This is a genomic window from Larkinella humicola (assembly GCF_008727875.1).
Classification (GTDB): Bacteria; Bacteroidota; Bacteroidia; order Cytophagales; family Spirosomataceae; genus Larkinella; species Larkinella humicola.
In genome coordinates, this window is sequence record NZ_VTWS01000001.1 from 1,712,421 (window position 1) to 1,726,877 (window position 14,457).

Below are 14,457 nucleotides of genomic sequence, written 5' to 3' on the forward strand. Positions count from 1 at the left end.
TCATCGTTCATCATCCATAATTCATCATTTACTTCAACAGCCGAATATCCGTCGTCAGGGCTTTCGCCAAACCGTCTTCGTCGCCCAGATCACGAACGAACTGAACGTCGGCCTTATCTTCCGGCGACAAATTGACGATTTCTTTCAACTGCCCGTTGTGAATGTCAAACACCCAGCCGTGCAGCCAGAGCGGTTGTTTCTGATTCCAGGCATTCTGGACAATGGCCGTGTGGCCCAGGTTGTATACCTGCTCTCGCGTGCTGAGTTCGACCAGGCGATTGAACCGGCTGGGTTCGTCGGGCATGTTTTTCAGTTCATCGAAGTATTTCTCCTTCACGTTCTGAATATTTTGCAACCAGTTGTCAATCAAGCCATAGCGCCTGTTGTGCAAGGCTGCTTTTACCCCGCCACATTCGTAATGACCACAGACAATTACGTGCCGGACTTTCAGCACCTCGACGGCGTATTGCAAAACACTGAGCAGATTCAGATCCGACGAAATGACCTGATTGGCGATGTTCCGGTGAACGAACATCTCGCCCGGAAGGGTGCCGGTGATTTCTTCGGCAGAAACCCGGCTGTCGGAACAGCCAATCCACAGAAAGTCAGGCTTTTGGTCGGCTGCCAGTGCTTCAAAATAGAACTCATCGAGTTCCAGTTTGTCCAGTGCCCAGGCCTTATTCGCTAATAGTAACTTCTCGTGTCTTTGCATGGGTACGTAAGCTACGTTTTTTTAATGAAACATTTTTCAGTTCATACTTGATGTCCAGCGTATGTGCCGTTTCCTTGAAATCCTGCAGGATGTTGTAAATATCGTGGTCGATAAAGGAAGCGTGCGTGCCATCCACCAACACTTCATCACCCGTCTGCAACTCGCGCAGGGTTTCTTTCAACTGGGGTTTCACCAGAAAATACATGTCTTTCTGGATCTTGATCAGCACCCGGTTTCCATCGCGCACCACCCGGAAGGCCGCCTGAAAGTTGGTCAGCAGAACAAACACGATGCCAACCACCAGACCAATCCCGATGCCTATGAGCAAATCCGTAAATACGATACCCAATACCGTGACAATGAACGGAATAAACTGATAAATCCCTTCCCGGTACGTCTTTTTGAAAACGTCCGGTTTGGCCAGTTTATACCCTACGGTGATCAGCAAAGCCGCCAGACAGGACAACGGGATCAGGTTCAGGAACGGGGCTCCCAGAAAAACCGCCAGCATCAAAAACAAGCCGTGAACAATGCTCGAAACCCGGGTTTTACCACCACCGTACACGTTAGCCGAAGTCCGGACAATCACGGATGTCAACGGCAAACCACCAACCAATCCCGAAACTATGTTGCCAATGCCCTGCGCCACCATTTCCTGATCGGGCGACGACACCCGTTTTTCCGTGTCAAGCTTATCGGCGGCCTCCAGATTCAGAAGCGTTTCCAAACTCGCTACAATGGCGATCGTAACCGCCGTGACATAAACCTTGGGATTGGTCAGGGCGCCAAAATCCGGAAAATAGAAAATAGAAAACACGCTCTTACCGGCTTCAATTTCCGGAATTTGCACCATGTGCTGGTGTTTGGAAGTTCCCAGATACCACTCGGGCATCATAACCCGAAACAGTTCATTCAGACCGACTCCCAGCACTACCACCGCCAACGCGCCGGGGAAATTCCTGAAAAAACCGATGCCTTTTTGGGCGCCTTTTCCCCAGAAATAAAGCAGGATAAAGGAAGCAACGCTGATAATGACCGCACCGGTACTGGCTGTTTCAACGGCCCGGTAAATTTCGGAAATCGTGTTTTCACCGTCGGCCAGTTGTTGAAACGCAAACTCACCCTCAAAATCATTATCCCGACCCAGGGCGTGGGGAATCTGTTTCAGAATAATCACCAGTCCAATGGCAACCAGCAGGCCCCGAATAACACTATCCGGAAAATAACCGCTAAATTTCCCGGCTTTTAGAATGCCTAATCCCAGTTGAACAATACCGGCCAGAACCACCGCCGTTAGAAACACTTCGAACGCACCCAATCCGGCGATGCTGTCGGCTACAATAACGGCCAAACCGGCCGCAGGACCACTGACGCTGACTTCTGAACCCGACAGAAAGCCAATGACCAGACCACCGACCATGCCGGCGACCAAACCCGAAAACAAAGGCGCACCCGACGCCAGCGCAATTCCCAGACACAGGGGCAATGCCACTAAAAAAACCGATAAACCAGCCGGTAAGTCCGAGCGAAACGTAGAGAGGGAATAATGCGATAAGGTCTTTAGGGGTCTAAAGAATTTCATATTATCTTCAATTATGATGAAAAATTAGCGTAGCATAGTTCTGTCTTGCAGGCAAATAATACTGCATGCCTATAAGAGCAGTTCTATAACCACAAAACTCGCAATAAAATTTTAATCTGTTTTTAATCTTTTCACGGTTTTCACTATTTCTTTAATTAATGCTACTTTTCAATTCCAGCGAACGGGCTTTTCTGCAGGAACACCTGCACGATGATCCCCATACGTTAGTGCTGCGTCATTCGTCGCCGGACGGAATTCGGGTTAAAGCCGTAGCAGATCAGTTGATCGCCCGACAGAAAGCGCGAACCAAGTTGCCGGGCTGGTATGAAAATGCGGAACTGGTGTTTCCCCCCGCCCTGTCGGTCGAACAGGCCTCCTCGGAGCGGACAGCGGACTACAAAGCTTCCATCATTTCCCGAAACGGTGGCAAATCCGGGCTGCTTCTGGATCTAACCGGCGGCATGGGCGTCGATTCACTCGCCTTTTCCCGGCAGGCCGACCGGGTGATTTACATCGAACAACAGCCTAATCTGGCCGAACTGGCCGCGTATAACCTGCCGAAACTGGGGGGGGGCAACATTGAATTTCCGCATGAAGAGGGCCAGAATACCACCGCAGCCGCTTTTTTGACGGCGTTTACGGAAACCGCCGACTGGATGTATCTGGACCCGGCCCGGCGCGATCGGCAAGGCGGCAAGGTCGTCCGGCTGGAGGATTGCGAACCCAATATCCTGGACTGGTACCGCCCTGCTGACCCAACCGGTTTTCGCCACAAAACGAAAGCGGTTTTGCTGAAAACGTCACCCCTGATCGACATCGAACTGGTGATCCGGCAGCTCCCCGATGTATCGGCGGTGCATGTCGTTTCGGTCGACAACGACTGCAAGGAAGTGCTGTTTGTTCTGGCAGGCCGTGAAAATCCGGAAATTGAGGTGACGGCGGTCAACCTGCGCTCGTCGGCACCGGACGAGGTGTTTATTTACCGCCGAAACGATGAACGAACCGCTGATGTTCAATTTAGCGATCCGTTGCGTTACTTATACGAACCCAACGCGTCTTTATTAAAAGCAGGCGCCTTTCGGATCGTTGCCGAGCGGTTTGGTTTGTTCAAACTGGCACCCAACAGTCACTTGTATACGAGTGATCGACTGGTTGCAGACTTTCCCGGCCGGTCTTTTGAAATACTGGAAAATTGTAAACCGGATCGCAAAGCGGTTCACTTTTTTTTACCAGACGGAAAAGCCAACCTGAGTGTCCGGAATTTTCCGGAATCCACTGAGACTCTGCGGAAAAAGCTTAGCTTAACCGCCGGGGGCGCCGTTTACCTGTTTGCCACCACCCTGTCGGACAGGAAGAAACGAATTTTAATTACACGAAAACCAGTTTATCCATCGTTACACTAATGAAAACACATTCGTTGAAATCGTTCTTACCCGTATTGATTTTCTCAGGCCTGATCGGTTTTCTGCTGATTTCGCCGTCCGTTCGGGCCCAAACCGTGTCGTCGGCTACTGAAAAAGTAGACCAGATTTCGCTGGTGGGTCTTTCCCTCAATCTACCGATCGAAGGAAAATTTGTTGAAAAAGAATGGGAGACGCTGCTGAAATCGTATGGCAAAGTGACCACGGGTCGCAGTGGCGTTTATAAGGTGCCAGCCGCTAACATTCCGGCGCTCTCCAACGAGCCTCTGAACGTGGCCAGCAAGGTGACCGCCGATAAGGCAAAGGCCACGGTTTTTCTGGCCGTCGACAAAGGCAACGCCGATTATGTAAAACCCGGCAGCACGATGTACGACCAGGTAGAAACCCTTTTGAAAGAGTTTGCGGAGCGCACACGCATCAATTACGACATTAAACTCGCGGATGATACGTTTAACGAAGCCCAGAAAAAGCAGGAAAAACTGGTCAAACAAGGCGAAAAGCTGATTCGTGATCTGGATCGCAATAAAAAGGAGAAAGATAATCTGGTGAAAAAGATGGACGAGAACGTCCGCGAACTGGAGCAGTTGACCCGCGATACGGAGACCAACAAAAACGACCAGGTCAATTCGGCCAAGGAACTTGAAGTGAAAAAACAGGCCCTGGAAGCAGCCCGAGCCAAATTACCGAAATAGATTTTCCGAGAGGAAAGAAGCTAGACAAGAGAGCAAAGAAAAAGTAAGCCAGTTGAGTTGGTCTCTACTCTCTTGTCAAGCTTCTCTACTCTGGAAAAAAAGTTGGGCAGACACTGATCTACCAACTTGGAAGAACCCTGTGAGAGCGGTTTGTGGGGACAGATGAGGCCCGTCAGTCGGATTCCGACTGGCGGGCTTTTTTATTATTCCCGGTAGAACACGCGCTTGACCCGCTCGCTCACCCCCGTCAGAATTTCGTAGGGAATGGTCCCGATGCGTTCCGCCAGATCCGCAATCGAAACCGACTGACCAAACAAAATTACTTCGTCTCCTTCCTCTGCCTGCGTTTCGGAGATATCGATCATCGTCATGTCCATGCAGACACTGCCCACGGTGGGGCACAAAACGCCATGGACCCAAACCTGTCCGACCCCGTTTCCCAACCGACGGTCGTAGCCATCGGCGTAGCCGACCGCCAGCGTGGCAATGCGGGCGTCGCGGGTCAATACACCCCGGCGGCTGTAGCCCACGGTTTCTCCGGCTTTGAGGTCCTTGATCTGGCTGATGATGGTTTTCAACGTGCCCACCGCCTGGACCTGTTGCGGTTCGAGTTTGCTAACTTCAACGCCATACAGTCCGATTCCGAGCCGAACCATGTCCAGTTTGTAGTCGGGCAACCGCACGATGCCCGCCGAGTTGAGCAAATGCCGCAACGGGCGATACCCCAGCATTTGTTCCAGTTGCGTCGCTCCTTCGATCAGATGCCGGTATTGTTTCTGCGAAAAAGCCGTGTGTTCCGCGTCGTCGGAGCCCGCCAGATGACTGAATACCGAAGCTACCCGAAGATCCGGATTGGCCGTCAATACCGCACCCAAATCGGCGATTTCGCCGGGCAAAAATCCCAGTCGGTGCATACCCGTATCGAGTTTGATATGAATGGTCGGGTATTTTACAACCGGTTTTTCAGCACCCGGTTGCGGACATTCTTCGTTCAGAAACTGCCTCCATTCATCCAGAATCCGAAAGCTGAAAATCTCCGGTTCCAGGTTATAGTCAAGCAGTTGCCGAAACGACTCCGGTGCCGGATTCATCACCAGAATAGGCAACGTAATTCCATTCTGACGAAGCCCCACGCCCTCGTCGGCATAGGCCACGGCCAAGTAATCGACGCGGTGGTATTGCAGCAGACTGGCCACCTCGGCACTACCGCTGCCGTAGGCAAAGGCCTTCACCATCACCATGATTTTGGTCTGAGAGCCGACTTTACTCCGGTAAAAATTCAGGTTGTGGGTGAGGGCGTCGAGGTTTATTTCCAATACCGTCCGGTGCGATTTCTGCACAAAGCGGCTGACCACGCTCTCAAACGAAAACCGCCTTGCGCCCTTCACCAGAATCACCGAATCCGTCAGTTCATTCAGGTAACCCGATTGCAACAGCGCGTTGGTAGTTGGGTAAAACCGGTTTGGAACCGTAAAAATTGATTGATACCGCCCCATTTCCGGCCCAACGCCAACCAGTTGGCTGATGTTTTTTTCGGCCACCATCCGCGCAATGGCCGGATAGAGTTCATCCGGTTTCATGCCGGTTTCGAGCAGATCCGACAAAACCAGCACTTTTGGGCGGGATGCATCCTGCTGATTCAAAAAATCAAGCGCAATCGATAAACCGGCGAGATCATTGTTGTAGGTATCGTCGATCAGCAGATTGCGGTGAATGCCTTCTTTCAATTCCAGTCGCATCGACACCGGCCGCAATCGGGCAAATCGTTCCCGCAGAAGGTTCACGTCCATAACGCCCAAAACCAGTGTTGCCAGCAGGACGTGCGTTGCATTTTCAAGCGATGCAAGATCGGAAAACGGCACCTCAACCCCGTAATCCCGTCCCTCCCATCGCACACTGATTTGGGTGCCGATAGTCTGGGGAATATAGGAAACCGGAACGGCTGCGGTTGGATCCGTCGACCAACTAATCAACCGAATGGTCGGGTTGACGGCTTTGAGCAACAAATGAATCTCTTCGTCAATTTCAGAATACGATTTCCGGTAAATCAGCGTCTCCGCTTTACGAAACAGCCGGAGTTTTTCGGCCACTTTCTGTTTCTGGCTTCGAAAGCCTTCGTCGTGAGCCGGACCGATGTTCGTAAAAATGCCAATCGTGGGGTTGATAATGGATTGAAGCGCCTGCATTTCAGCCGGTTTCGAAATCCCGGCTTCAAAAATCCCCAGCGTATGGTTTTCGTTCAGCGGCCACACCGAAAGCGGAACCCCCAATTGGGAGTTGTAGCTTTTCGGACTTTTCTGGATCCGGAAATCGGGCGACAGCACCTGCGCCAGCCATTCTTTAACGATGGTTTTCCCGTTGCTCCCCGTGATGCCGACTACCGGAATCATAAACCGGCTGCGGTGTTCGGCGGCAAATTCCTGTAAGGTTTTCAGGCTGCTGCCCACCTCATGGATGCGGGCGTCGGGCAACTGCGCCAGTTCGTGCCGCAGGTCGGGCGTCAAAGCGGCCGTTTCGACGACAAACTGCCGGACGTTTTTTTTGTATAATTCCGTAATAAACCGATGCCCGTCGTGGTGTTCGCCCTGAATGGCAAAAAAAACCGGTTCTGCCGCCCCGTTCTGCGTCGGCGACAACACCTGACGGCTGTCCGTCACCGGATACACCTCAGCTGTATTGATCCCAAAATCCTGAATTGTCATAAAAAATCGGTTTTCGGTTTACAGTATTCGGTATTCGGTGCGGTTCCCCACCGGGACTGACGCATTCTGATGCACGCATCAGTCCCGGCGGGGAACCGCACCGAATACCGAATACTGTAAACCGAAAATGTTAAAACTAAAACCACCGCCTTCGGCGGAAATAAATAACCATTAAAACCGTCAGAACGACCATGATGCCCATGACGACAAAGTAGCCGTTTTGGGTGCGGAGTTCCGGCATGTTGTCAAAATTCATTCCATAAACCCCTACAATAAACGTCAGCGGCATAAAAATAGCCGAAAAAATCGTCAGCGTTTTCATGACGGCATTCATGCGGTTGCTGAGCGTCGACAAATACACATCCAGCAAACCGGTGGCCAGTTCGCGGTAGGAATCGATGCTGTCGAGCACTTGAATCACGTGGTCGTACAGATCACGGAGGAAAGGCATAGTGGCCGGACGAATCAGCTCGCTGTCTTCCAGAATCAGCCGGTTGATCATCTCGCGAACGGGCCAAACCACTTTCCGCATCAACGTCAGTTCGCGTTTCAGGGTATACAGCCGCGTCAGGGTTTGCTGCCCGGCTACCTGCTGAATGATGCTGTTTTCCAGAATTTCGAGCTTTTCGCCGATGCTGTCCAGCACCACAAAATAGTGATCGACCACCAGATCCATCAAAGCATAGAGCAGGTAATCGGGGCCGTTGCGCCGGGTTTTGCCCGCTGATGCCTCAATGCGGTCGAGAACCGGCTGAAACAAATCGATTTTTCGTTCTTCCTGAAACGAAATGAGGTAATTTTTGCCCAGCACAAAACTCAGGTGTTCATTTTCCAACTCCTGCGTAACAGAATTGAAATGCAGCATTTTAAGCGTCGAAAACACGTAAGCACCGTCGTATTCCTCCACTTTGGGCTTTTGCTGGGAATTCATGACGTCCTCGAGCAGCAACGGATGCAAGTGGTATTGCTGACCGATGCGCTCCACCACGGCGGGTTCGTGAATGCCATCGACATTGAGCCAGGAGACGAACGGTGAACCGTCAGTCGGTCGCCCACAGGAATCCAGCCGCTTCACGGTTTCAACGGTGTAACTGGCTTCGTTGTAGAGAATCCGCCGAATGGTGGTTTTGTAGTCGATCTCCTGACCAACGTAAATGAGGGAACCCGGCGAGGTCCCCACTTTTTTTTCAGAATGCTTGTACCGGCGTCTGCCCATCGTTTTCAGGCACTCGCGAACCAGACGGAATCTCCGTTCCGATTGGCGTGCGCACTAGTAGTTTTCTTTCGCGTGATAGACCAAAACCGGGATATCGGAACTCAGCACCATGCGTTTAGTCAGGCTGGGATTCAGCAATTTGCTTAGAAAATCCCGTTCCCGGGTAGCCATGATCAGCAAATCGACCTGGTGGGTTTTGTTGTATTTCGTCAATCCTTCTTTTACATTATTGGCATCGACGGTGTCTTCCACAAACCGCTCCCGGCCAAATTCAGCTTCGATCTGATCCAGAAACTGGCGATCATCATACACATCAGGCTGGTTGAGAGCCTTGATTTTTACGAGCCTCAGTTTGGATTGGAACGTTCGGGCAAGCTGAACGACAGGCCGCAGAATGTGGTTTTCGTCAAACTCCAGTTGGGTTGCATAGACGATATTCTCCAGGCGAACCGGCTGGTTTTCACCATGTTCCAGCGTTGGCACCACCAAAACCGGGCAGTGGGCCGTCATGGCCACATCGGCCGCCGAACTCCCCGCAAGCCAGTCAAAAAACGAATCAACATGGCTGCGGCCCATCACAATCAGGTCCGGCTGCAATTCATCGGCCACCTCCACGATTTCGTCGTCGATAGAACCAAAGCGGTTTTCAATCCGGGTGCTAAATCCCTCCCGTTCAAGTTGTTCAGCCAATTCCTGCAGGTTTAACTCCCCAACGTCTTCCATTTCCTGAGCCGCCAGAATGCCCGCCCCTACCTCGCCCGTCGGCAGTGTAGTGTCCGGAATGATGGGCTGCGTGACGTGTGCCAGCACGAGTGTCGTTTCATGCCCCTCATTGATATAGTGTTTGGCAATAAATTTGGCCCAGGCCAGGGCCAAATTGGAGGTGCCGGTAAAATCAGTGGGAACCAGTATATGTTTCATGCTTCGAGGGATTAGTGATTCAATACTAACAAAAAAAGAAGGCATCCGTCCCGGTAACCTCATTAATTCTTTATGAACCCGGATTCAACCACTTCGCTGTTCGGTATTCAATATTCATTTTTTGATTTTAAAGCAAACCGTGAGATTACTGACCCCGGAGGGGTCCGATGTTAATAGCAAATGGGTTTTTAAGAGCTCCAGGCGTGCCGGAGGTACGCAACCAAGCCTATATCGCGTACCTCCGGCACGCCGGAAGTGCTCAGAATACGCATGTGCTATTAACATTACGTGCCGCTGGCACTTAAACACCTGTTAGGTAAGGGCATCATCTCATCGTTGGCGTTGATTTAAATAAATATTGACTACTGAACATCGAATAACGAAGTGGTATCTTCTCATCGGAGCAGGTTGCGTCAATGCGCCACCAGCCAGTTTTCGCCAATTCCAATACCGGTTTCCATTTTCACCGCCAGCGGTATCGCCGTTCGCATCAGTTCCCCGACGTTTTCCTTCAACAATTCCAGTTCATCCTTGTGGGCATCGAAGACCAGTTCGTCATGAACCGTCAGAATCATGCGCGACTTCAGCCGGTTTTCCCGGATAAATTTGTCGATGTTGATCATCGCAATCTTGATCATATCGGCCGCCGATCCCTGGATAGGCGCGTTGATGGCGTTGCGCTCGGCAAAACTCCGGTCGGTCATGTTCCGGGAATTGATGTCGCGCAAATACCGGCGTCGGCCCAGAATCGTTTCGGCGTATTCGCATTCGCGGGCTTTTTCAATCGCTCCATCCATGTATTCCTTGATGGCCGGAAATCCTGCAAAATACTCCTGAATAATTTCGGCCGCTTCCCGGCGCGGAATTCGCAACCGGCGGGAAAGCCCGAACGCTGAAATCCCGTAAATGATCCCAAAATTGACCATTTTAGCCTTCCGGCGCATGTCCGAATCGACCTCCGCCAGCGGTACTTTAAACACCTTGCTGGCGGTTTGGGTGTGTATATCGATGCCGTTGTTGAACGCGTCCAGCATGGTTTGATCCCCGCTGAAAGCCGCCATGATGCGCAGTTCGATTTGCGAATAATCCGCCGACATGATCAGAAAATCGTCGCTGTGAGGAACAAACGCCTTCCGGATTTCGCGGCCCCGGGGTGTCCGGATCGGAATGTTCTGCAGATTTGGATTGGTCGAACTCAAACGGCCGGTTGCGGCCACGGCCTGGTTGAAGGAGGTGTGAATCCGGCCGTCGTGCTTGCTCATCATGAGCGGAAGCGCATCGACGTAGGTGTTTTTCAATTTGACCAACTCGCGGTAATCCAGAATCTTGCGGGCAATTTCGTGGTCGGCTTCCAGATCGGTCAGAATCTCCTCGCCGGTGGCATACTGCCCGGTTTTGGTCTTTTTCGCTTTGCTATCCAGCTTCAGTTTGTCAAACAGAACTTCGCCCAGTTGTTTGGGCGATCCCACATTGAAGGGGCCACCCGCCAGTTCATAAATTTCGCCCTGCACCTGCCGGATGTCGGTTTCCAGCGTTGCCGAAAGCTCGGCCAGGGCGTTCATATCCACTTTCACGCCCCCGAGTTCCATGTCGCCAAGGACGCGAACCAACGGCATTTCGACTTCGTAGAACAGTTTGGTGAGCTGATTTTTCTCCAGCAGCGGCAAAAAGGTATCTTTCAGTTGCAGGGTTATATCGGCATCTTCTCCGGCGTATTCGACCACTTTCTGAATTTCGACATCGCGCATCGACAACTGCTTCGGCCCTTTCTTGCCAATCAGCGTTTCGATGGAAACCGGTTCGTAATTCAGATGCGTCATCGCCATCATGTCCATGTTGTGCCGCTGCTCCGGTTCGATCAGGTAATGCGCCACCATTGTATCGAACAGCTTGCCCTGCACTTCGATGCCATATTTTTTCAGCATCAGCATGTCGTATTTCAGGTTCTGGCCAACCTTGAGGATCTCCGCATTTTCAAAAACCGACCGAAACTCTTCGACAATGGCCTGGGCTTCTTCCCGATCAGCCGGAACCGGCACGTAAAACGCTTCGCCCTTGCGGTACGCAAACGACAAACCCACCAGATCGGCCTCGACGGGATCGGTTGAGGTCGTTTCCGAATCGAAACACAAGGTATCCTGCTGATTCAAATAATAGACGAGACTTTTCCGCAGCGCGGGGGTGTCGACCAGCCGGTAATCGTGAACAACCGAATCAATCGTGCGCCGGGGTTCAGGCTGTCTGTCATCCGGTTCCACTTCCGTCCAGTCAGCCTGCATATCGTCCGTATTGGCAATTGCCTGCGGCCGGGCTCCTTTTTCAAAAGCCGAAATGTCGGCCCCAACACCCGGTTTTTTATCGAATGTAAACGGCAATCCCTCCGTCCCGGACGCGTTTGCTGCCGGGGTTGCTGCGGGGGCCAAAACCGCTTCATCGAACAGGCCCATCTGTCCTTTGGCACTCGGTTTGGCCGAAGCCACCGGGAACGGACTGGGGTCAGAGTCCTCCTCGCCCACCAGCCGCCGACGCAGTTGCCGGAACTCGAGTTCGTCCAGCAAGGCCGACAGTTTGGGTTTGTCAGGTTCGGTATGGAGCAGGGCTTCTTCGTTAAAATCGAGCGGAACGTCGAGGTGAATGGTCGCCAGATGTTTCGACAGAAGGCCCTGCTGGGCAAACTGCACCACGTTCTCTTTCAGCTTGCCTTTCAGTTTGTCGGCGTTGGCAATCAGGTTTTCGACGCTGCCAAATTCGGCCACGAGTTTCTGAGCGGTTTTCTCGCCGACGCCCGGAATCCCCGGAATGTTATCGACCGAATCGCCCATGAGCCCCAGCATGTCGGTCACCTGACTGATTTCCTGAATCTGCCAGCGATCGAGTACTTCTTTCACGCCCAGTTTTTCGGCTCCTTTTCCCATGAACGCCGGGCGGTAAATGTGGATATGTTCTTCAACGAGCTGCCCGTAATCCTTGTCGGGGGTCATCATAAACACCTCGAAACCAGCCTTCGACGCCCGTTTGGCGAGCGTTCCGATGATGTCATCCGCTTCGTAGCCATCCAGAATCAGAATCGGAATATTCATGGCTTCCACCAGCTTTTTCACGTACGGAATGGCGATGCTGATGTCTTCGGGCATGGCCTGACGGTTAGCCTTGTATTCCACAAAAGCCTCGTGCCGGAAGGTCTTTTTGCTGCTATCGAACGCAACGCCGATGTGGGTCGGTTTTTCCTTTTGCAGAATCTCCAGCATGGCGTTCGTAAATCCGAATACGCAACTGGTATTCAGGCCCCTGGAGGTGATGCGGGGGGCTTTGCTGAAGGCAAAATGGGCGCGGTAAATCAACGCCAGTGCATCCAGCAAAAACAGTTTCTTTTCTGGTTTATTCATTGGTAAGTTGCCGGAAAACGGTCTGCACAATGGGCAGAAAACGACCCTCGCAAATAACGAAATATCGTCTCCGTATCAAAATCATAACGACAGAGCCGGGGGATTGATTCCGGTCGCTACTGATCCCGAATCGCGTTCAAGTACACCTGTTGCAGGGATTTATAAGAGGCTGTCGTGACCGAAATTATATCCTGAACCGGTCCCGGCTTGTCATTAGAAAAAAAACGTTTCCTTGTATGAAGGTCTATTTCGTACGGGCCGTAATTCCACGAAAAAATATCAAAATCGCTGGCGGCTTCATCATCCAGACCCCATCCGGCAGCCATAGCATACTTCCCGATATCCCCTTCGATGGATTTCAACAGGGAATCATCGGTATGAAAAAAGAGATGAAACCCCGATAAAAAACCGGAATCCGGTAAAACGTACACCCTGATCGTTTCAATTTTCAATCCATAGAGAAAGAGATTGTTTTCTGCCAGTTCTTTATTCGATAGGTATAGCAACCTGTACAAGCCATCAATAGACACAGGACGCACGCTTGAGTCAGTTTGAAAGTTTATCTTTTCAAGGTATGCAATGCTTTCGCTCAGGTTTTTAAAGTCTGCCATCCTGCCGCTTGATTAGGTTGAACCTGACTATTGACCACCGGAGGTTACAGGGCGGTTTTTAAAAGAAAAAGAGCGACCAAAGCCGCCCTTTTTCAAAATATTCGTTGTCAGATGCAGCCCTCTACAACTCCCGCACCCAGATATTCCGGAAGCTGATCGGTTCGCTTTTGTCACCGTGAGCCTGCAATTTGATCGGTGCCGATTCGTATTTTTTGTACTGGGGCTGACCAATGTAGGTCGTTTCGCCTTTCAGTTCGTAGTTGTTCTGTACCACGACGCCGTTGTGAATGACCGTCACGTGGGCCGGGGTCTGCACCGAGCCATCGGCGTTGAATTTCGGGGCATTCCAGATCACGTCGTACACCTGCCATTCGCCCGGTTTTTTGCTGGCGTTGGCCAGCGGAATCGCCTGTTTGTAGATGCTTCCCGCCTGCCCGTTCGAGTAGGTTTTGTTTTCGTACGAATCCAGCACCTGAAGTTCATAGCCCGCGTCGCCGGGGCCGGTAGACGCCAGGAAGATACCGCTGTTGCCCCGACTCTGGCCGGTCAATGAGATTTTCTCGGGAATCTTCCATTCGATGTGAAGCTGGTAGTTCGTAAACGACCGCTTGGTTTCGATGTTACCGGCGGCCTTGTTGACGGTCAGAACGCCTTTGGAAACCGTCCAGTTGGCGGGCGATTTGTCTTTTACCGTCACCCACTGATCCAGGTTTTTGCCGTCGAACAGAATTACCGCGTCGGAAGGGGCATCAAGGGGCGTTTTGCCCGCCGTAATCACCTTCGGAACCGGGTCCCATACTTCAGTTTCTTCGGGTTTTGCCCGCGGCCGAGTGGCGGTTGCCGTGCTGGAGGAGCCGCCCTGACGCATCAGCGTTCCGGGAACCTCGCTGCCGTTGTAATTGACGGACAGAATCATTTTATCACCCTCAACGGTCCCTTTGACAGGAATCACATTGCCATCGTATTCCGTTTTGAACGAAAAACTGACTCCATCAACCTTTCCCTCCTTGATCGGTAGGGCACCATTCGCATTGCCGATGGTTCCGGTCAGTTGGTTGCCGTCGGTTTTCAGGTCCAGGGTCAATGCGTAATCGTCGCCTATTTTTCCGGCCCATTTCCCGTCAATCGGACCAGCAGCCAGCGCCATGGTTAGTCCGAAAAAAGCACTTAAAATCGAGGTAAAAAAACGTTTCTTCATAGGGGTTTTTCTGGGT

General features: G+C 51.8%; 10 protein-coding genes. 2 read left to right on the forward strand and 8 right to left on the reverse strand.

The annotated features are described in order from the left end of the window. Positions 1–28 precede the first annotated feature (28 nt). Together F0P93_RS07355 and F0P93_RS07360 are read right to left on the reverse strand one after the other, a co-directional pair. A complete protein-coding gene (locus F0P93_RS07355) occupies positions 29–712 on the reverse strand; it encodes a carbonic anhydrase (protein WP_150875674.1) in 684 nt (227 codons plus the stop codon). Continuing rightward, positions 678–2,294 (reverse strand): SulP family inorganic anion transporter, encoded by a 1,617-nt coding sequence (locus tag F0P93_RS07360; protein ID WP_150875675.1) that lies wholly within the window; start codon positions 2,292–2,294, stop codon positions 678–680. Before F0P93_RS07360 ends, F0P93_RS07355 begins: the two co-directional genes overlap by 35 nt. 158 nt (positions 2,295–2,452) lie before the next feature. On the opposite strand from F0P93_RS07360, the gene F0P93_RS07365 reads away from it, so the two are divergent. Together F0P93_RS07365 and F0P93_RS07370 are read left to right on the forward strand one after the other, a co-directional pair. Next, positions 2,453–3,697, forward strand: coding sequence for a THUMP-like domain-containing protein (locus F0P93_RS07365; protein ID WP_150875676.1), 1,245 nt, complete (start codon positions 2,453–2,455; stop codon positions 3,695–3,697). Beyond that, entirely contained in the window at positions 3,697–4,407 is a 711-nt protein-coding gene (locus F0P93_RS07370) for a hypothetical protein (protein WP_150875677.1), read from the forward strand. Before F0P93_RS07365 ends, F0P93_RS07370 begins: the two co-directional genes overlap by 1 nt. A gap of 203 nt (positions 4,408–4,610) precedes the next feature. Here the strand turns inward: F0P93_RS07370 and F0P93_RS07375 are convergent, their stop codons facing one another. The 6 genes from F0P93_RS07375 to F0P93_RS07400 all read right to left on the reverse strand — a co-directional run bounded on the left by F0P93_RS07375 (position 4,611) and on the right by F0P93_RS07400 (position 14,441). Beyond that, positions 4,611–7,109 (reverse strand): bifunctional UDP-N-acetylmuramoyl-tripeptide:D-alanyl-D-alanine ligase/alanine racemase, encoded by a 2,499-nt coding sequence (locus tag F0P93_RS07375; protein WP_150875678.1) that lies wholly within the window; start codon positions 7,107–7,109, stop codon positions 4,611–4,613. A 136-nt stretch (positions 7,110–7,245) separates the two neighbouring features. After that, entirely contained in the window at positions 7,246–8,325 is a 1,080-nt protein-coding gene (gene corA / locus F0P93_RS07380; RefSeq protein ID WP_150875679.1) for a magnesium/cobalt transporter CorA, read from the reverse strand. A 54-nt stretch (positions 8,326–8,379) separates the two neighbouring features. Further along, on the reverse strand, positions 8,380–9,246 hold the full coding sequence (locus F0P93_RS07385; RefSeq protein WP_150875680.1) for a universal stress protein: 867 nt from the start codon (positions 9,244–9,246) through the stop codon (positions 8,380–8,382). Between the two features lie 413 nt (positions 9,247–9,659). Next, positions 9,660–12,632, reverse strand: a complete 2,973-nt coding sequence (gene polA, locus F0P93_RS07390) for a DNA polymerase I (protein WP_150875681.1) — start codon at positions 12,630–12,632, stop codon at positions 9,660–9,662. Between the two features lie 116 nt (positions 12,633–12,748). Continuing rightward, a complete protein-coding gene (locus tag F0P93_RS07395) occupies positions 12,749–13,243 on the reverse strand; it encodes a hypothetical protein (protein WP_150875682.1) in 495 nt (164 codons plus the stop codon). Positions 13,244–13,364: 121 nt separating this feature from the next. Continuing rightward, on the reverse strand, positions 13,365–14,441 hold the full coding sequence (locus F0P93_RS07400) for a 3-keto-disaccharide hydrolase (RefSeq protein ID WP_225309394.1): 1,077 nt from the start codon (positions 14,439–14,441) through the stop codon (positions 13,365–13,367). Between the last annotated feature and the right edge of the window lie 16 nt (positions 14,442–14,457).